General features: G+C 73.7%; 15 protein-coding genes. 6 read left to right on the top strand and 9 right to left on the bottom strand.

Annotation, left to right across the window (positions count from 1 at the left end):
- Positions 1 to 12: 12 nt before the first annotated feature.
- The 4 genes from O7611_RS06530 to O7611_RS06515 are packed head-to-tail and all read right to left on the bottom strand — an operon-like array spanning position 13 to position 4,106.
- Positions 13 to 690: a response regulator gene (locus O7611_RS06530; RefSeq protein WP_194803247.1), complete on the bottom strand. Its 678-nt coding sequence runs from the start codon at positions 688 to 690 to the stop codon at positions 13 to 15.
- A complete protein-coding gene (locus O7611_RS06525) occupies positions 687 to 2,195 on the bottom strand; it encodes a sensor histidine kinase (protein ID WP_269696387.1) in 1,509 nt (502 codons plus the stop codon). Before O7611_RS06525 ends, O7611_RS06530 begins: the two co-directional genes overlap by 4 nt.
- Before the next feature lie 46 nt (positions 2,196 to 2,241).
- Complete coding sequence (bioD, locus tag O7611_RS06520; RefSeq protein WP_135243865.1) at positions 2,242 to 2,973, bottom strand: dethiobiotin synthase; 732 nt, start codon at positions 2,971 to 2,973, stop codon at positions 2,242 to 2,244.
- Entirely contained in the window at positions 2,970 to 4,106 is a 1,137-nt protein-coding gene (locus O7611_RS06515; RefSeq protein ID WP_194803249.1) for an 8-amino-7-oxononanoate synthase, read from the bottom strand. The genes bioD and O7611_RS06515 overlap by 4 nt, the downstream gene beginning before the upstream one ends.
- A gap of 160 nt (positions 4,107 to 4,266) precedes the next feature.
- Between O7611_RS06515 and bioB the strand changes: the two genes are divergently transcribed.
- The 3 genes from bioB to O7611_RS06500 are packed head-to-tail and all read left to right on the top strand — an operon-like array spanning position 4,267 to position 5,995.
- Positions 4,267 to 5,262 carry a biotin synthase BioB gene (bioB, locus tag O7611_RS06510; RefSeq protein WP_194803250.1) on the top strand — a complete coding sequence of 332 codons (996 nt, stop codon included), beginning with the start codon at positions 4,267 to 4,269 and terminating at the stop codon, positions 5,260 to 5,262.
- Positions 5,263 to 5,269: 7 nt separating this feature from the next.
- On the top strand, positions 5,270 to 5,485 hold the full coding sequence (bsaP, locus tag O7611_RS06505) for a biotin synthase auxiliary protein BsaP (RefSeq protein ID WP_194803251.1): 216 nt from the start codon (positions 5,270 to 5,272) through the stop codon (positions 5,483 to 5,485).
- 3 nt (positions 5,486 to 5,488) lie between these two features.
- Complete coding sequence (locus tag O7611_RS06500) at positions 5,489 to 5,995, top strand: GNAT family N-acetyltransferase (protein WP_194803252.1); 507 nt, start codon at positions 5,489 to 5,491, stop codon at positions 5,993 to 5,995.
- Between the two features lie 61 nt (positions 5,996 to 6,056).
- Here O7611_RS06500 and O7611_RS06495 read toward each other — a convergent pair whose 3' ends face one another.
- A complete protein-coding gene (locus O7611_RS06495; protein ID WP_269696386.1) occupies positions 6,057 to 8,495 on the bottom strand; it encodes a non-reducing end alpha-L-arabinofuranosidase family hydrolase in 2,439 nt (812 codons plus the stop codon).
- Between the two features lie 207 nt (positions 8,496 to 8,702).
- Positions 8,703 to 11,570, bottom strand: a complete 2,868-nt coding sequence (locus tag O7611_RS06490; protein WP_269696385.1) for a glycoside hydrolase family 9 protein — start codon at positions 11,568 to 11,570, stop codon at positions 8,703 to 8,705.
- Positions 11,571 to 12,002: 432 nt separating this feature from the next.
- On the opposite strand from O7611_RS06490, the gene O7611_RS06485 reads away from it, so the two are divergent.
- Entirely contained in the window at positions 12,003 to 13,568 is a 1,566-nt protein-coding gene (locus O7611_RS06485) for an aldehyde dehydrogenase family protein (protein ID WP_194803255.1), read from the top strand.
- 176 nt (positions 13,569 to 13,744) lie between these two features.
- On the opposite strand, the gene O7611_RS06480 is transcribed toward O7611_RS06485, so the two are convergent.
- Positions 13,745 to 14,833 carry a GNAT family N-acetyltransferase gene (locus tag O7611_RS06480; RefSeq protein ID WP_194803256.1) on the bottom strand — a complete coding sequence of 363 codons (1,089 nt, stop codon included), beginning with the start codon at positions 14,831 to 14,833 and terminating at the stop codon, positions 13,745 to 13,747.
- 80 nt (positions 14,834 to 14,913) lie between these two features.
- Entirely contained in the window at positions 14,914 to 15,618 is a 705-nt protein-coding gene (locus O7611_RS06475; protein WP_194803257.1) for an amino acid-binding protein, read from the bottom strand.
- A 150-nt stretch (positions 15,619 to 15,768) separates the two neighbouring features.
- On the opposite strand from O7611_RS06475, the gene O7611_RS06470 reads away from it, so the two are divergent.
- Positions 15,769 to 16,842, top strand: a complete 1,074-nt coding sequence (locus O7611_RS06470) for a phosphotransferase family protein (protein ID WP_269696384.1) — start codon at positions 15,769 to 15,771, stop codon at positions 16,840 to 16,842.
- Positions 16,843 to 18,054, top strand: a complete 1,212-nt coding sequence (locus tag O7611_RS06465) for an acyl-CoA dehydrogenase family protein (RefSeq protein WP_194803259.1) — start codon at positions 16,843 to 16,845, stop codon at positions 18,052 to 18,054.
- A 22-nt stretch (positions 18,055 to 18,076) separates the two neighbouring features.
- Here O7611_RS06465 and O7611_RS06460 read toward each other — a convergent pair whose 3' ends face one another.
- On the bottom strand, positions 18,077 to 19,123 hold the full coding sequence (locus O7611_RS06460; protein ID WP_135238999.1) for a LacI family DNA-binding transcriptional regulator: 1,047 nt from the start codon (positions 19,121 to 19,123) through the stop codon (positions 18,077 to 18,079).
- Between the last annotated feature and the right edge of the window lie 32 nt (positions 19,124 to 19,155).

Raw genomic sequence — 19,155 nt, 5'->3', positions numbered from 1 at the left:
GGGCGGGGCTGGTCAGCCGGTGGGCGGGACCAGCCCCGCCTCGTACGCGAGGATCGCCGCCTGCACCCGGTTGCGCACGTCCAGCCGGGTGAAGATGCTGGTCAGGTAGCTCTTCACGGTGCCCTCGACGAGGTGCAGCCGGCGGGCGATCTCGGCGTTGGACAGTCCCGCGCCGACCAGCGCCAGCACGTCGCGTTCCCGGTCGGTGAGCCCGGCCAGCCGGTCCCGCGCGTACGGGCCGCGGGCCAGCCGGCCCCCGCTCAGCTCGATCACCCGGCGCGCGACCCGCGGCGACAGGTACGCCCCGCCGTCGGCCACCGCCCGCACCCCGGCCAGTAGTTCGCGCGGGTCGCCGGACTTGAGCAGGAACCCGGCGGCACCGTGGCCGAGCGCGCGGGCGATCAGGTCGTCGTCGCCGAACGTGGTGAGCATGACCGCCGCCGTCTCCGGCACCAGCCGGCGGATCTGCGCGGCGGCGCTGAGCCCGTCGCAGCGGGGCATCCGGATGTCCAGCAGTGCCACCCGGGGCCGGTGCGCGCGGACCAGTTCCACCGCCGCGAGGCCGTCGCCCGCCTCACCGACCACCTCGATGCCCGGGTCGGCGGCCAGGATCGCCCGGACCCCGGCCCGGACCAGTGCCTCGTCGTCGGCGAGCACCACCCGCAGCGGGCGGTCGTGGTCGTCGCTCATCGTGCGATCTGCTCCTTGCTGACCAGCCGCCCGCCGGCGAAACAGAGCCGCCAGGTCGGCTGGGCGAACGGGAAGTTGCCGTCGGTGTAGAACTCGCAGCCCGGCGCGGCGCCGGTCGCGGGCGGGTCGGCCTGCCGCCCTGGTAGCCCGAGCGCGTCGCGCGGCTCACCCAGCCGCAGCCGTTCGTAGCCGGACCGGTCCAGCACCGCGCCCGCAGTGGCGAGCGGGTAGTAGACGAGCGCCAGCACCAGTGCGAGTCCGGCGGGCGCGCCGATCGCGACGAGCAGGCTTCGCCGCACCCGCCGCCGGGCCTCCCGCAGCCGCCGGGCCGCATCCCCCGGTTCACCCCGCCGGGGTACGCCCGCACCGGCGAGCGGGTCGGCGCCCACGTCCGGTGTGCCGGGGCCGGCCGCCCGGTCCAGCGGGACGCGTGCGGTGACCGCCCAGCCACCGTCGCGGGGACCGGCGTCCAGGGCGCCGCCGGCGAGGCGTACCCGCTCGCGCAGCGCCAGCAGCCCGGAGCCGTGCGACGGCGGCCCGGGCAGCGGACCGGCCGGCGGTGGCGCGTTCACCACCGCGACCGTCACAGTGCCCTCGGCGCGGGCCACATCGACGGTGACCGGGGCACCGGGGGCGTAGCGGGCGGCGTTGGTGAGCGCCTCCCGGACCACCCGGTGCACCGCGTGCGCGGGCAGCGGCGGCAGGTCCGCCTCGTCGCCGCGCAGGTCGACTGTCATCCCGGCGTCGCGCGCGCCGTCGACCACGTCGGCGACCGTCTCCCCCGGCGGCCGCAACGTGCGCTCCTCGCGCAGCACGCCGATCACGTCGTGCAGGCGTTCGGTGGCGGCGGCGACGCTGGCCCGCAGCTCACCGGCCGCCGCCCGGTGCGCCGGGGACAGGTCCGGCGCCAGTTCCAGCGCGCCCGTCCGCAGCGCGATGAGGCTCAGGTCGTGGCCGAGCGAGTCGTGCATGTCCTGGGCGATGCGGGCCCGCTCGCGCAGGCGTACCCGCTCGACCTCGGCCCGGCGCTCGGCCTGCGCGTGGCGCAGCCCGGCGTCGGCGAGCGCGCGGTGCTGCCGCCGCAGCCGGCCCAGCAGCCAGGGGAACACCCCGGCGAACAGCAGCACCGAGGAGAGCAGGAACCAGGTGGACGGCTCGGTGCCGAGCAGCCCGAGGTTGAGCACCGAGCCGGTGACCGCGATGGCGGCGAAGACGGCGGCGGCCGGTGCGGCCCGGTCGCTGCGCTGCCCGGCGAGGTAGCCGAAGACCGGGATGGCGAACACGACGTTGCCGTCGACGAGCGAGCCCGCCACCACCGCGAGCACCGCGACCAGCGGCCACCGGCGCCCGATCCACACCGCCGTGCCGAGCAGCGCCAGCGCGGCGGCCAGCGGCGGCAGCTCGCCGATCTGCGGCGGGGTGAGCCGGCCGTACGCGACGGGCGCCGCGAGCACGGCCCAGAGCAGCAGGTCACCGGCCCGGCGCTGTCGTTCGCGGGGTTCCACGGCGGTCACGCTACCCACGCCCGGCCGGGCCGGGCACCGACGAAAGTCAGGTCTCCTCGGCCCAGGCCCGCCAGTCGTCGAGCACGCCGTAGAGGGCGGGGGTGAGCCAGCCGGGCGCGGACCGGCGGAACACACCGGGGTCCATGCCGCCCGCGCCGGCCGGTACCGCGCCGAGCAGATTCGGCAGCAGCTCGGACAGGTTGAGCCAGTGCACCAGCTCCGGCTCGGTCGGCCAGGCGCCGATCACCACGCCGGCCGGGACGGCCCGCCGCTCCAGCGCCTCCAGCGTCAGCGCGGTGTGGTTGAGCGTGCCGAGCCCGGCCCGCGCCACCACCACCGCCGGTGCGCCGAGCGACACCGCCAGGTCGGCCACCGTCCACGGCTCGCCGGACGGCCGCAAACCCATCGGTACGAGCAGCCCGCCCGCGCCCTCGACGAGCACCAGGTCGTGCTTGTCCGCCTCCTCGCGGATCGCGTCGACCGCGTTGTACAGCTCCAGCGGCGGCAGCTCCGCCACCCGGGCCGCGGCCAGCGGGGCCAGCGGATCGGGGTAGCTGGCGAGCGTCCGGCCGGTGAGCGGGGCGGCCAGCCGGGTCACCGAGTCGACGTCGCCGGGCTCGCCGGTCGCCGTACCGGTCTGGCCGGGCTTGACCACAGCTACCCGCAGGCCGGCCGCCTGCGCGGCGGCGGCGACGGCGGCGGTCACCACCGTCTTGCCGACCTCGGTGTCGGTGCCGGTCACCAGCACCGGCCCGGTCCAGGCGTCGCCGAAGCTCATGGCGCACACTCCACGATCACGTCCAGGGCGCTGTCGAAGCCGGCCCGGTCCACCCCGGCGCTGACGGTGAGCCGCAGCCGGGAGCGGCTGTCCGGGGTGGACGGGGGACGGAAGCAGCCGACCGCCACGCCCCGGTCCCGGCAGGCGGCGGCCCAGGCGGTCGCCTCCTGCGGTCCGGGCGCGGTCACCGAGATCACGGCGCCGTCCGGGGCGGACACGGACAGCCCGGCCGCACCGAGCCGGCGCACCGCCGCGGCGACCCGGTCGGCCAGCTCGGCGCGCAGCGCGTCGCCGTCGCGGGCCAGGCGTACCGCGGCGCGGACCCCGGCCACCACGGCGGGCGGCGGCGCGGTGTCGAAGATGAACGTGCGGCCGGTCTCCACCAGGTGGCGGACGAACTCGGCCGGCCCGGCGACCACGCCGCCGGCCCCGCCGAGCGCCTTGGAGAGCGTCGCGGTGACCACCACGTCGGGCGCGCCGGCGAGCCCGGCGGCGGCGACCCCGCCGGCTCCGGCCGGCCCGGTGACGCCGAGCGCGTGCGCGTCGTCGACGAGCAGCAGCGCGCCGTGGCGGCGGGCCACCGCGTGCAGCTCCGCGAGCGGGGCCAGGTCACCGTCGACGGAGAAGACCGACTCGGTCACCACCACCGCCGGGCGGCCGGGCGCGGCGGCGAGCGCCGCGGCCACCGCCGCCACGTCGGCGTGCGGCGTCACGAGCGTCTCGGCGCCGGAGATCCGGCAGCCGTCGATCAGCGAGGCGTGGTTGTGGGCGTCGGAGACGAGCAGCGTACGCGGCTGGGCCAGTCCCCGGACGGCGGCGAGGTTGGCCAGGTAGCCGGAGGAGAAGACGAGCGCCCGGTCGACGCCGAGCCAGTCGGCCAGGTCGTCCTCGAGCGCGTGGTGGGCGTCGGTGGACCCACGCACCAGGCGCGACCCGGTGGCACCCAGCCCGTACGCGGACAGGGCCTGCGCTGCGGCGGCGGTGACCTCGGGGTGGGTGGCCAGGCCGAGGTAGTCGTTGCCGGCCAGGTCGACAACGGCGTCGTCCGCGGCGCGGGGGCGCAGCGTGCGGGTCAGTCCCGCCCGGGCCCGCAGCTCGGCGCGGCGGTCCAGGGCCGCCAGCCAGTCCGCCACCGTGCCGTCCCCTCCCGCCGACTCCCGCCCCCCGCCGGGCGCTTCCGCGGGGCGAAGTTACCACCCGCGCCGAGGGCCCCGGCGTGGCGCGGTCCCGGCTCGCCGGGGGGCCGGCGGCGGTGGTTTCCCGCGCTCACGGTGGCCTGTTAGGTTACGAGCCATGCCAGAGATCCTCGACCAGGCCCGGGAGCGGGTGCTGGGCAACGGCGTCGGCCTCGACGAGGCCGGTGTCCTCGCGGTGCTGAACCTTCCCGACGAGCACCTGCCCGCCGCGCTTCAGCTCGCCCACGAGGTCCGGATGCGCTGGTGCGGTCCGGAGGTCGAGGTCGAGGGCATCGTCTCGCTGAAGACCGGCGGCTGCCCGGAGGACTGCCACTTCTGTTCGCAGTCCGGCCTGTTCACCTCGCCGGTGCGCTCGGTCTGGCTGGACATCCCGGCGCTGGTCGAGGCCGCGAAGCAGACCGCCGCGACCGGGGCGACCGAGTTCTGCATCGTGGCCGCGGTGCGTGGCCCGGACGCCCGGCTGATGAAGCAGATGCGCGAGGGCGTCGCCGCCATCCGCGCCGAAGTCGACATCCAGGTCGCCGCCTCGCTCGGCATGCTCACCAAGGAGCAGGTCGACGAACTGGTCGAGATGGGCGTGCACCGCTACAACCACAACCTGGAGACGTGCCGCTCCTACTTCCCGAACGTGGTCACCACGCACTCGTGGGAGGAGCGCTGGGAGACGCTGCGGATGGTCCGCGAGTCCGGCATGGAGGTCTGCTGCGGCGGCATCCTCGGCCTCGGCGAGACGGTCGAGCAGCGCGCCGAGTTCGCCGCGCAGCTCGCCGAGCTGGACCCGCACGAGGTCCCGCTGAACTTCCTCAACCCGCGCCCCGGCACGCCGCTGGGTGACCGCCCGGTGGTGGAGGGCAAGGACGCGCTGCGCGCCATCGCCGCGTTCCGGCTGGCCATGCCGCGCACCATCCTGCGGTACGCGGGCGGCCGCGAGCTGACCCTCGGTGACCTGGGCACCCGGGACGGCCTGCTGGGCGGCATCAACGCGGTGATCGTCGGCAACTACCTGACCACGCTGGGTCGCCCGGCCAACGCCGACCTGAAGCTGCTGGAAGACCTGAAGATGCCGGTGAAGGCGCTCTCGGCGACCCTGTGAGGCAGCGGTGACCGAATCCTCCCCCGCCACGGCCGCCCCCGCCGCGCTCTGGTGCGACAGGTGCGGCGAGTCGGTGACGGCCGGGCCGCACCCGGCGTGCGAGGCGGCGCGGGCGTGGGAGCCGCCGCGCTGGTGCGCGTCCTGCCGCCGGCGGATGAAGGTGCAGGTCGTACCGGCCGGCTGGTCGGCGGTCTGCGTCGAGCACGGCGAGCGGCGGGGCTGAGGCGTGCTGCGGGGGCGGGCGGTGACGTTGCGGCCGGTGACCGACGCCGACGTGCCCGCCCTGGCCGCGATCCGGGCCACCCCCGAGGTGCGCCGCTGGTGGCGCGGCGGTGACGACCTGGCCGAGTCGGTCCGGGCCGACCTGGCCGACGACGCGTTGACGACCTACGCCGTCGAGCACGACGGCAGGCTGGTCGGCGCGATCCAGTGGTACGCCGAGACCGACCCCGACTACCGCCACGCCAGCCTGGACGTCTTCCTCGACCCGGCGGTACGCGGCTCGGGGCTGGGCGGCGACGCGATCCGCACCCTGGTCCGGCACCTGATCGACGAGTACGGCCACCACCGGTTCACCATCGACCCGGCGGCGGCGAACACGGCGGCGATCCGGGCGTACGCGAAGGTGGGGTTCCGCCCGGTGGGCATCATGCGGCGCTACGAGCGCGGGGCGGACGGGCGCTGGCACGACGCGCTGCTGATGGACCTGCTCGCCGAGGACCTGGCCGGCTGAACGAACGGCGTGCCCGGCACCACGCGGGTGCCGGGCACGCCTTCCGGTAACTGTGTGACGGTCAGCGCTGGAGGGTCAGCACACCCGGCCGCCACGGCAGCAGGTTGTAGTCGCCGCCCGCACCGGGGTTCTTGCCCTGGTACAGGAACTGCAGGTTGCAGGGGTCGATGGTCTTGGTCTGGTCGGGGTTGGTGCGGACCAGGTCACCGTGGCTGATGTCGTTGGTCCACGTGGCGCCGCTGTTGGCCTTGCCGGCGAACGGGTTGCTCTCCGTGGCGGCCTGCGGGGTCCACGAGCCGTTCAGGCTGTTGGACGTGAACGACCGGAAGTAGCGTCCCTGGCTCCCGATCGCCTCGACGATCATGAGGTACTGGTTCTGGCCCGCCACCTTGTAGACCTCGACGCCCTCGAACAGGTTGTTCGTCGAGTCGGTCATGATCGTCGTGTAGCTCGAGCCGAAGCTGCCCGGGAAGTTCCCGAGCGGCATGCTCGACCGGTAGATCTTGCCGTTGTCCCCGGCGAAGAACAGGTACATGTTCTGGTCGTCACCGATCAGGGTCTGGTCGATGACGCCGTACGGGGCGTCCGGCAGGGTGGCGGTGGACAGCGTCTGCGCCGAGGACCACCCGTTGGCGTTCGTCGGGTCGCTCGACGTCTTGTAGCTGAACGAGGTCGGTCCCCACTGGTACGCCAGCACCCAGATGTTCTTCGGCGCGAAGTACAGCAAGGTGGGGGCCACGGTGCCCTGGCTCATTCCGTTCTGGCCGGCCGAGGCCATGTCGGACCAGTTCGTGAACGGGGTGAAGTTCATCGAGCTGTACTGGCCGCTGCTGTTGACGTACGACCCGTAGACCAGGTGCTTGCCGTTGTAGACCACGTTGGTGAAGTCCTTGAGCGAGACCCAGCCGTTCTGCGGGTTGGCCAGCGCGCCGGTCGACGACCACCGGTAGGTCGACGGGAGCGAGCAGCCGCCCGGCGGGGGCGTCGTGGTCGGCGGCGGCGTGGTCGGGGGCGTGGTGCCGCCACCGAAGTCGGTCCGCCACTGCTGGTTGGTCTGCCCGTGGCAGTCGTACAGCTGGATCTGCTGGCCGTTGCCGGTACCCCAGACGTCCAGGCAGCGACCGGACTGCACGCCACTGATGGTGCCGTTGGAGTTGATGTTCCACTGCTGGTTCGACTGGCCGTTGCAGTCCCAGATGATGATTCCGGTGCCGTTGCCGGTGGCCGCGCCGTTCGCGTCGAGGCACTTGGTGCCGTAGACCGTCAGCTGCTTGCTGGAGGTGTACGTCCACCGCTGGTTCGACTGGTTGTTGCAGTCGTAGAGCTGGACCCGCGTGCCGTTGCTCTGCGAGGAGTTCGGCACGTCGATGCACCGGCCCGACTGCACGCCGACGATCTGGCCGGCGCCACCGCTGGGCGGCGGTCCCGTGGTCGGGGTCGTGGTCGGCCCGGAGGTCGGGGCGGCCGCGTTGAGCGCGTTGAGGACCGAGTTGTACGCGGCCTTCTTGTTGCCGCCGCCGTCGAACAGCAGCGGGCTCTCGCCTGAGCGCCACGAGTCGCTGTCACGCACGCCCCAGACGGTGATGCCGATGCAGCGCGGCACGTTGATGCACGCCTGCGTCAGACCCGCGTACTGACTGGTGGACGAGTTGGTGACGTCGACCTCGGTCAGCGCCACGTCCACACCCAGCGCGGCGAAGTTCTGCAGCGTGGTCTGGAAGTTGCTCGGCAGCGAACTGCCGCCGGTGAAGTGGGTCTGCAGACCCACGCAGTCGATCGGCACACCACGGGACTTGAAGTCCCGAATCATGTTGTAGACACCCTGCGTCTTGCCGTACGACCAGTTCTCGATGTTGTAGTCGTTGTAGCAGAGCTTCGTCGACGGGTCGGCCGCCCGCGCGGTACGGAACGCCACCTCGATCCAGTCGTTACCGGTGCCCTGCAGGTTCGAGCTACGGCGGCTACCGTCCTCATTGAACGCCTCGTTCACCACGTCCCACGCCGCCAGCTTGCCCCGGTAGTGGGCCATCACCCCGTTGATGTGGTCGATCATCGCCTGCCGCAGGTTGCTGCCGTTCAGGCTCTGCATCCAACCCGGCTGCTGCGCGTGCCAGGCCAGCGTGTGGCCACGGACCTTCAGCCCACGCTGGGTCGCCCAGTTGTAGATCTGGTCACCGGAGGAGAAGTTGAACTGGCCCCGCTGGGGCTGCGTCGCGTCCGGCTTCATCTCGTTCTCAGCCGTGATCATGTTGAACTCACGCGCCGCGATCGTGCTGTACGTCGAGTCGCCGAGCCGGCCCGCAGCGATGGCGGTGCCGAAGTAGCGGCCCGACTGCGCGGCGGCGGCGCCCAGCGTGGACGCGGCGGCGTTCGCCGACGGCATCATGACCGCGACGGCGGCCACCGTCACGGCGCTGACCGCGCCGGCGAGCAGCGCCCGGACGGCCGGTGATCGCCGCCGCCGGCTCCCGCCGCGATGAATGGATGGGCTCATTGCCATCTTGGCCTCCTTACTGGCCAACACCCAGGCCGTCGGGGCGAAGACGACTGGACGTCTCGGTTGGGTATCTAGCTCCGTCGATGCTTTCATCGCGCATCGACGAGGACAATGGTGTTTCGGAAACGTTTCGGAAAGGTTCTCGCCTCGCGAGGCGTGGCGTGGCCGGTCGCCCGGTGCGGCACCGGCCACGCCACGCCGCCTCGACGGTCAGGACACGGTGCAGGCGGAGCCGTTCAGCGTGAACGCGGCGGGCTTCGGGTTGGCGCCGGTGTGGGTGCCGTTGAAGCCGAAGCTGGTCGACGCCCCCGGCGCCAGCGTCCCGTTGTAGGACAGGTTCGACGCGGTCACCGCCGTACCGGTCTGGGTCACGTTCGCCGACCAGGCCTGCCCGACCTTCTGCCCGGCGTTGCCGAACGTGAACGCCAGCGTCCAGCCGTTGATCGCCGTGGTGCCGGTGTTGGCGATCGTGACGTTCGCGGTGAACCCGGTGTCCCAGGTGTTTGCCGTCCAGGTCACCGCGCAGGCACCGACGGCGGGCGGGGCTGTGGTGGTCACCGTGACGCCGGGCGACGCGGGCGAGACGTTGCCGGCCGCGTCCACCGCCACCACCGTGAACGTGTACGTGGTGGAGGCGGTCAGCCCGGTCACCGCCAGCGTGGTGCCGGTGGTGGAGCCGACCAGGACGCTCCCGCCGCGGTAGACGCGGTAGCCGGTGACGCCGACCGCGTCGGTGGACGGGCCCCAGGTCAGCGTCAGGCCGGTCGGGCCGACCGCGGAGGCGGTGGGCGTACCGGGTGCGGTCGGCGGGGTGGTGTCCGGTGCCGGGCCGGCCGGCGTGGTGACGCTGACCGCGGCCGACGACGCGGACCGGTTGCCGGCGCCGTCGAGGGCCCGCACGGTGAACTGGTACGTCCGCTCCGGCGCCAGCCCGGTCACGGCCAGGGTTGCCCCGGTCGAGGCGGTGACGACCGGGTCGGTGCCGGCCGAGGTACGGGTCACCTCGTACCCGGCCAGGCCGCTGCCGCCGGTGTCGGTGGACGCGGCCCAGGTCAGCGTGAGCCCGCTGGACGTGACGGCGGACGCGACGGGCGTGCCGGGCACCGACGGCGCGGTGGTGTCCGGCGTGGCCGGTCCGGGCTCCTCGCCCCAGACGCGGACGCCGCCGGAGTAGAGCGGCACCTTGGGGTTCGGCCCGGCGGTGGCCTGGTAGGACGGGTCGTTCGTCGGGTCCCAGGTGCCGCCCTCCGGCACCCCGATCTTGAACTGGACCTCCATCCGGTGCTGCGACTGCCCGGCGGGCGCGATGGTGTAGCCGGTGCAGTCGACCTCGACGTACCAGATGTCGCCGGAGAACTGCTTCGCCGCCGACGGGGACGGGCAGCCCTGGGTGTAGCCGGGTGTGACTGTCACCGGTCCGGTGCCGTCGGGCCGGAAGAAGTACCGGAACTTACCGGTGGTCAGCGCCCGGGCCGGGAACGCCGACTTGTTGTAGATGATCGCCTTGAGCCCGGTGGCGCGCGGCTCGGCCTGCATGACTGTGGTCTCCACAGTCAGCTCGTCCAGGTCGGGCGTCTCGGCGGACGGGAAACCGGCGCGCGGGCTGCCGCCGTACTCGTTGGCGAGCCGGGCCAGCGCGGAGGTGAAGCCGGCGTTGTAGTCGGTGGCGACCTCGTTCATCACGTAGTCCGACCGGCTGTCGGTGTACGCGTCGTTCGCCGCCGACGGGCCGCCGACCAGCGCGCCGTAGAGCACGTGCCGGGTCTCGGTCGGTACGGTCTGGCTGTCCCACCAGGAGCCGTGCGCGGTGCGGTGGTGCGGGTTTCGCGGCGAGTTGGCGCCGAAGCCGATCTGGTAGCTGGAGTTGCGCGGGTTGTCGCCGAGCGCGTAGTTGATCTGCCGGACGGCGAAGTCGTGGTAGCGCGCCTTGCGCGTGGTGTCGGTGGTCTTGTCGCTGTAGACGAGCGCGGCGAACGCGGTGTTGGAGGCGTACCGCAGCGCGCCCCACGAGTCGAGCACCGCCATCCCGCCCGGCGAGTACGGCACCCGCTGCCCGTTGACGCCCACGGTCCAGTAGTCCAGCCATCGGTTGGCGTCGTCGGCGTACTTCTGCTTGCCGGTCAGGTTCGCCAGCAGCACGTACGCGCCGAACTGCTTGTTGTCCCAGGCGATGGTCCACTTGTAGGAGCGGGTGGTGGACTGCGGCTCGGTGCCGAGCTTGTCGTACTCGCTCTCGGCCTTGGCCAGGTAGGTGGCGTCGCCGGTGGCCCGGTACAGCCAGATCGCGCCCCAGACCAGTTCGTCCTGGTAGCCGCTCCACGACTTGTAGAAGCTCGTCGCGTCGGTGATGCACTCGTGGTAGCTCTTCCGCACGGTGTCGGCGAACGTGTAGAGCTGCTTGGCGTGGCCGAGCAGCTTGTCCGCGTAGGCCGCGTCGGTGGGCCGGAACACCATCGACGAGGCGGCCATCGCGGCCGCCGTCTCCCCCGCCAGGTCCGCGCCGCCGCAGCTCGCGTCGATCTTGTACGCGGGCCGCACCATCGGCATCACCTCGGCCGGACCCCACCACTTGTGGTCGTCGTCGCCCTTGCCGACCTGTCCGTAGAGGACGTTCGGAGCGGGGTGCGCCTTGACGAAGTAGTCGTTGACGAAGCGCAGATTGTTCAGCAGGTGGGTGAGCTGGCCGGAGGCCACGTACCCGTCGCGGTACTCGACCGCGCCCCAGGCCAGCATGGTGGCGCTGAACGCCATCGGGAAGCCGAACTTCACGTGGTCGCCGGCGTCGTACCAGCCGCCGGTGAGGTCGATGCCGACGTCGGCGCCGTCGGTGAGCGCGGAGTCGCCGCGCCAGGAGACCCGGTTCCAGGAGGGTTTGCGGCCCGACTGCTGCGCCTCGTAGAAGAACAGTGACTTCTGCAGCGCCTCGGCGTAGTTGAACGTGGCCGCGGCCTGCGGGGCGGCGGACGCGGGCGGCGGGGCGGCGACGGCCGTGGCCACGCCGACGGCCAGCGCGGCGCCGACGGCGAGCAACCGGCGCAGCCGGGACCGGCCTCCGGGCGGCGGAATCGGACGGGGCATGGCGAGCTCCTGTGGCTGGCGCCGGGCGGCAGCCGGAGCGGGGACGGTCTCGCAGGGCTCCGGCTGCCGCGCGTGGCGGTGGTGGTGGGGTGTCCGTGAGAGGTTCGGGAGCGCTCCCACATGGACAATCGACAATGTAATGCGCCGTTCATCACAGGGGAAGAGCGCGCTGATCCGAGGCGCCGGGCGTACTCGCGGGTAACCATCGGGAGCTGGATCACACCATCGATTAACCTCGATATCGAGCGCGTTCGGTCCCAGCTCAGCGGCATCGCCACGGTGGCGAATGCGCCCGCGAGGGCGTCGCCGGCGGCGCGGCCGTCCTGGCATACGAGCGTACGGTTGCCCGGCCGCTTCGGCCCGCGGGACAGTACGCCTCACCTGCGGTGCCATCGACGCCGCCGCTCCCCGGACGACACTGAGGAGATCGCGATGGCTCTACGACTCGCCGAGGGCACCTCCTGGTCCGACACCCTCGCCCGGGCGGTGGCCGCCACGCCCGAGGCGTTCGGCACCGGCCCCGACGGCACCACGACGCTGCACAACCTCGTCCAGGGCGACTGGCGGGCGCTCGGCACGCCCACCGCCGTACGCACCCCTGTCGACAACACCGTTCTGGTGAACCTCGCCCGGCTCGACGCCGACACGGCCCGCGCCGCCGTCGCCCACGCCGCCGACGCGCACCGGGAGTGGGCGCGGACCCCGCTGGCCGAGCGCGTCGCCCGGGTCACCGACGCCCTCGACGCGCTCACCGCACACCGCGACCTGCTCGCCCTGCTGCTGGTCTGGGAGATCGGCAAGCCGTGGCGGCTGGCCTGCGCCGACGTGGACCGCGCGCTGGACGGCGTGCGCTGGTACGTGCAGGAGATCGAGCGGATGCTCGCCGACGGGCGGGAGCCACTGCCCGGCCCGGTCAGCAACATCGCCTCCTGGAACTACCCGATGAGCGTGCTGGTGCACGCCGAGCTGGTGCAGTTGCTCGCCGGCAACGCGGTCATCGCCAAGACGCCGTCGCAGGGCGGCGCGGTCTGCCTCACCGTCGCGCACGCGCTGATGCGCCGCGCCGGGCTGCCCGCCACGCTGCTGTCCGGCAGCGGCGAGGAACTGTCCGAGGTACTCGTCCGCGCGCCGGAGATCGGCGCGGTGGCGTTCGTCGGCGGACGCTCCAACGGCGGCAAGGTCGCCGCCGCGCTGCTCGACTGCGACAAGCGGCACTTCATCGAGCAGGAGGGCCTGAACGCCTGGGGCATCTGGAACTTCTCCCAGTGGGACTCGCTCGCCGCCCACCTGCGCAAGGGCTTCGAGTACGGCAAGCAGCGCTGCACCGCGTACCCCCGGTTCGTGGTCCAGCGCGACCTGGTCGACGAGTTCCTCGACATGTACCTGCCGGTTGTCCGCTCGATCCGGTTCGGGCACCCGCTCGCCGTCGGCGACGACTGGTCGGCCGGCGACCCGCTGCCCGAGCTGGCCTTCGGGCCGCTGATCAGCGCCGCCAAGGCCGACGAGCTGCGGCGCAAGGTCGACGAGGCGGTACGCGGCGGTGCCGTGCCGCTGCATCGAGGCAAGCTGGACGGCGCGCCGTTCCTGGACGGGCAGGACACGTCCGCGTACGTCGCACCGGCCGTGCTGCTGGCCCCGCCCGGCCGGTCCCGCCTCATGCACGCCGAGCCGTTCGGCCCGGTCGACACCATCGTCGTGGTGGACACCACCGACGAGCTGCTGGCTCAGATGAACGCCTCGAACGGCGCGCTCGTCGCGTCGCTCGCCTGCGACGACGAGGAACTCGCCGGCAAGCTGGCGGTGGACCTGCAGGCGTTCAAGGTGGGCATCAACAAGCCGCGCTCCCGGGGCGACCGGGACGAGCCGTTCGGCGGCCGGGGCGCGTCCTGGAAGGGCGCGTTCGTCGGCGGCGACCTGCTCGTGCAGGCGGTCACTGTGGGCGGTGACGGCCGGCTCTACGGCAACTTCCCCGACTACAGCAGCTACCCGGCCACCTGATCGCACACAGACGGGCGGGGCCCCCGCATCGGGAGCCCCGCCGTGTCACCGTCCCCCGTATCGGAGGTCGGCCCCTGTGGCGCGTGACCGCGCCGGTTTCGGCCGTCCGGGCCGTACCCCTCGGGTGTGCCGCGCCGTTGCGGCGCACCTCCGGGATCCGGCCGGCGGCCGTCAGCTCAACTCGACCGCTGCGCCGGCACCGTCACCTCGGCCCGCGCGGCGGGCTCGACTCGCGGCCGTGGGGCCAGCGGCAGCGTCGCGGTCAGCACGCTGCCGTCGCGTTCCATCGCCACCGGCCGGTCCAGCCGGCGCAGCGTCCGCAGCATCGGCGTGTTCTCGGACTGCACGTGCAGCAGCACGGCGGCGTAGCCGGCCCGGTCGGCGTGGCCGACCAGGCGGCGCAGCAACGCCGAGCCGAGGCCCCGCCGCTGCCAGTCGTCGCGGACCAGCAGCGCCGCCTCGGCCTCGTCGCCCTCGCCGAGCAGGTTCGCCATCGCCACGACCGGCTCCGCCGCCCCGCCGGAGCCCGCCGTGGCGAGCAGTGTCACGCCCCGCGCCGGTTCCAGCAGCCGGCGCAGCCGGGCCGGCGACGGGTCCGCCGCACCGCTCAGGTAGCGCCGCTGCCGGCTGCGCGCCGAGCAGGCGGCGTGCAGGTCGCGTACGCCGGGGACGTCCTCGGCGGTCGCGGCCCGCACCGACACCTCACCGCCGTCCGGCAGCACCAGCGTGATCCGGTCGGCGTCCCGCCGGGCGAGCGTCGCGGCCAACTCGACCAGGGCCTGCGCGCGGGCGTACTCGGCCGGGGTGAAGCTCGGCTCCCGGCGGTGCAGCTCGTGCGCGCCGCCGGCCGGGTCGGCGAGCACCATCGTGGTGCCGCCCACCCCGCCCGGCGCGGCGGCGGGCGTCGGACGCCAGGTCACCGTGTCGGCGCCGAGCAGGGTCCGCAGCACCTCGCCGGTCGCCTCCGGGTCACGCACCAGCCGCCCGGCGAGCCCGAGCAGCCGGGTCGGCTCGTCGGCCAGCCCGCGCGCCCCGCTGCGCGCGATCCAGCAGTCCCGGCCCCGGCCCCGCTCCACGGCGGCCCGCAGCTCCGCCTCGGTCACCTGCTCGGGCGCGTCGACCAGGAAGTCGTCGACAGCGCCGGCCTCGGTGGTGTGCACCTGCACGCTGAGGATGTTGACCCCGCGCAATGCGAGGCTCGCCGTGAGCACCGACAGGTAGCCCGGCCGGTCGTCCACGGTGGCTCGGATCCGCCACAGCGCCATGGTTGTCTCCCTTCCTCGGCACCGACCATGCCGTGCGCCTGTTGCGGGCCCGTTGCCCCGGGGTGACGCGGGCCGTCCGGTCAGGTGACGGTGGTCACGGGCGGCGTGCCGACCAGGTCCAGCCGGTCGCCGAGGATCACCGCGCTGGCGCGGACGAGCTGGGCGAGCCGGTCCACCTCGGTGGAGTGGAACCCAGCGGCGGCGAGCGGCTCGCTGTGGTCCCGGGCGACCACGAGCACCAGCCCGGCCCGGCCGAACGGCGCCACCGCGTAGTGGTGCCCGTCCGGGCTGGTCATGGCGCGCGCCCGCAGCGGGGTCACCTCCGGCAGCCGCGGCGGCACCGGCGCCCGCCAGCTCGCATGTCCGATGGCGGCGACGCCGGCCTCGCCGCTGCGCGAGGCCCAGTCCAGGGGTACGACGGCGACCACCGCCCAGTCCGCGGCGAGCAGCCCCGGCACCGCGTCGACGAGCGTCGCCACCCCGTCGACCGGGTTCGCCGCCACCTGGGCGAGCAGTTCGGCGTCCTGCCCGGTGGTGGTGGGCGCGCCGATCGCCCGCCACACCCCGTCCACCCGGACGCCGGGGATCGCTGCGAGCCCGGCGAGCATCCGCTCCACCCGCGCCGCACCCGGCCAGACCACCGTGAAGTCGTCCACCGCCCGGCCGCCGAGCCGTTCCAGCACCACCACCTGCACGATGTCCGCGCCGGATACGCCGAGTGTCCGGGCCACCTGGCCGAGCGTGCCCGGACGGTCCGGCAGGGTCACCCGAACTCTCAGCAGCATGTCTGATCCCCTCCGCTCGGCGGGCCGGCCGAGCGGCCGGCAGGCTGGGGCCCAGCCTGCCGGTTGACCATTTCGCCCCTGTTGCAAGGGCATGTCCCGCCGGGAAAACCCGACCTTGACAACAAAGCTGAGCTGCCATCAACTAATCGGATGACCGATCCGGCCGCCGATGTCGCCGCGCCCTCGACCGGTCCGGCCCCCCGCGGGCTCGACCTCGACCGGCTCGCCGCCCACCTGGCCGTCCACCGGCCGGACCTGAGCGGGCCGCTGTCGGCGCGGCTGATCGCCGGCGGCAAGTCCAACCTCACCTACCTGCTGCACGCCGGTGACCGCGAGGTGGTGCTGCGCCGGCCGCCCCTCGGGCACGTGCTGGCCACCGCGCACGACATGGCCCGCGAGCACCGGGTGATCTCGGCGCTCGCGCCGACCGGCGTACCGGTGCCGGAGGCGCTGCTGCTCTGCGCCGACGAGAGCGTCATCGGCGCGCCGTTCTACCTGATGGCGAAGGTCGACGGCGAGGTCTACCGACGGCGGGAGCAGACCGACGCGCTCACCGCCGCCCAGCGGCGCGACCTCGCCGTGGCGATGATGGACACGCTCGCCACGCTGCACCGGGTCGAGCCGGCCGAGGTGGGGCTGGCCGACTTCGGCCGCCCGGAGGGCTACCTGGCCCGGCAGGTACGCCGTTGGGCCGGCCAGCTCGACCGGTCCCGCAGCCGGCCGCTGCCCGGCATCGACGAGCTGCGCGACGCGCTGGCCGCCAGCGTGCCCGAGGGCGCGAACGCGGGCCGGATCGTGCACGGCGACTACCGGCTCGACAACCTGCTCGCCACCGTCGACCCGGTGGCGGTGCGGGCGGTGCTCGACTGGGAGATGGCCACGCTCGGCGATCCGCTGGCCGACCTCGGGCTGCTGCTGACGTACTGGGACGTGCTCGGCGACAGCGACCACGGCGAGGGCAACCCGGTCGCCGACGGCATCGGGCCGCGGGCCGGCTTCCCCACCGGCGCCGAACTGATCGAGCGGTACGCCGGGCGCAGCGACGTCGACGTCGGCCCGCTGCACTGGCACGTGGCGCTCGGCTGTTTCAAGCTCGCGGTGATCTGCGAGGGCATCCACTACCGGCACACGCTCGGGCAGACGCTGGGCGAGGGCTTCGACCGGATCGGCGACATGGTGGCGCCGCTCGTGGCACACGGGCTGCACGCGGTGAGGGAGAGCTAGATGGAGTTCGCGTACGACGACCGGACGGTCGAGCTGCGGCAGCGGCTGGAGGCGTTCCTCACCGAGTGCGTGTACCCGGCCGAGCCGGTGCACCACGAGCAGGTGGCCGCCGCCGGCGACCCGTGGGCCCGCCCGCCGGTGATGGAGGAGCTGAAGGCGCAGGCGCGGGAGCGCGGGCTGTGGAACCTGTTCCTGCCCGACGCCCGCTACGGCGCCGGGCTGACGAACCTCCAGTACGCGCCGCTGGCCGAACTGACCGGCCGCAGCCCGCACCTGGCCCCGGAGGCGCTCAACTGCGCCGCGCCGGACACCGGCAACATGGAACTGCTGGCCGAGTTCGGCTCGGAGGAGCAGCGCAAGCAGTGGCTCATGCCGCTGCTCGCCGGTGAGATCCGGTCCGCGTTCTGCATGACCGAGCCGGAGGTGGCGTCCTCGGACGCGACGAACATCGCCACCCGGATCGTCCGCGACGGCGACCACTACGTCATCAACGGCCGCAAGTGGTGGTCGTCCGGGGCGATGGACCCGCGCTGCGAGATCTTCATCGTGATGGGCAAGACCGACCCGGACGCCGACCGGCACCGCCAGCAGAGCATGATCCTGGTCCCCCGGGACACCCCCGGCGTGACGGTACGCCGCGGCATGCGGGTCTTCGGCTACAGCGACGCCCCGCACGGTGGGCACGCCGAGATCGACTTTTCCGACGTCCGGGTGCCGGTGGACAACCTCGTCGGCGAGGAGGGCACCGGGTTCGCCATCGCCCAGGCCCGGCTCGGCCCCGGCCGGATCCACCACTGCATGCGCCTGGTCGGCATGGCCGAGCGGGCCCTGGAGCTGCTCTGCCGGCGCGTGCTCGACCGGGTCGCGTTCGGCCGCCCGCTCGCCGAGCAGGGCGTGGTCCGTGAGTGGATCGCCGAGTCGCGCGTCCGGATCGAGCAGGCCCGCCTGCTCGTGCTCAAGACCGCGTGGCTGATGGACACCGTCGGCAACAAGGGCGCGCACACCGAGATCCAGGCCATCAAGATCGCTACCCCGCTGATGGCTGAATGGGTGATCGACAAGGCCATCCAGGCGTACGGCGGAGCCGGGGTCAGCCAGGACACCCCGCTGGCCGAGCTGTGGGCGGCGGCCCGCACGCTCCGCCTGGCCGACGGCCCCGACGAGGTCCACCGCGCCTCGCTGGCCCGCCGCGAGCTGCGCCGCTGGTCCTGACCGGCTCCCCCGCCGGGGTTGGTCAGGCGGAGGCCCGGTGGATCAGCTCGGTGTCCAGCAGCACGTGCGGGGAGGGGACCTCCTCGCCCCGGATGCGGGAGACCAGCAGCCGGGCCATCTGCCGGCCCATCTCCTCCACCGGCTGGAACACGGTGGTCAGCGGCGGCTCGGCCTGACGCGCGATCGGGGCGTCGTCGAAGCCGATCACCGCCACGTCCTCGGGCACCCGGCGGCCGGCCTCGCGCAACGCGCGCAACGCGCCGAACGCCATCAGGTCGGAGGCGACGAACACCGCGTCCAGTTCCGGGCAGACGTCGAGCAGCCGGCGCATGGCCGCGGTGCCGCTGCCCTCGCTGAAGTCCCCGTACGCGATCAGGCCCGGATCGACCCGGCTGCCGGACGCACGCACGGCCTCCTGGTAGCCGGAGAGCCGGGCCAGGCCGGCGCCCATGTCCTGCGGGCCGGCGATGGTCGCGACCCGCCGTCGGCCCTGACGGAACAGGTGCTCGACCGCCTGCCGCGCGCCGCCGACGTTGTCCATGTCGACGAACCACGCCGGCTGCGCGTTCGGGTGCAGCATCCGCGCCGGACGGCCGCCGAGCACTGTCGGCAGGCCGCGCTCCTCCAGCAGCGTGGGCAGCGGATCGGCGTCGTGCAGCGACAGCAGGAGTACGCCGTCCACGTGCTGGTTGGTCAGGTGGTGCTCGACCCGTTCCCGCTCGATCGGCGACTGCACCATGGCCAGCCAGAGCTGCATCGGCGTCTCCACCAGCCCGGAGCTGACGCCCCGGACGATGGCCGCGAAGAACGGCTCGGTGAAGACCCGCTCCCCCGACTCGGACACGACCAGTGCGACCGAGTCGGTCCGCTGGGTGACCAGCGCACGGGCGGCACGGTTCGGCACGTACCCCAGCTCGGCGATGGCCTGCTGGACGGCGGCCCGGGCCTCCGGGCTGACCTGCGGCGAGCCGTTGACCACGCGGGAGACCGTGCCGCGCCCGACGCCGGCGCGGGCCGCGACCGCGTCGAGGGTCGGGCGCCCGAGCGAGCGGGTGCGCTGCGTTGTCATCGTTGTGCTCCTCCGACGGTCGGGCGGACCCG

Origin of the sequence: Micromonospora sp. WMMC273 (genome assembly GCF_027460285.1) — a bacterium.
GTDB classification, from domain to species: Bacteria; Actinomycetota; Actinomycetes; order Mycobacteriales; family Micromonosporaceae; genus Micromonospora; species Micromonospora aurantiaca.
This window is presented reverse-complemented; position numbering and strand designations above follow the sequence as displayed.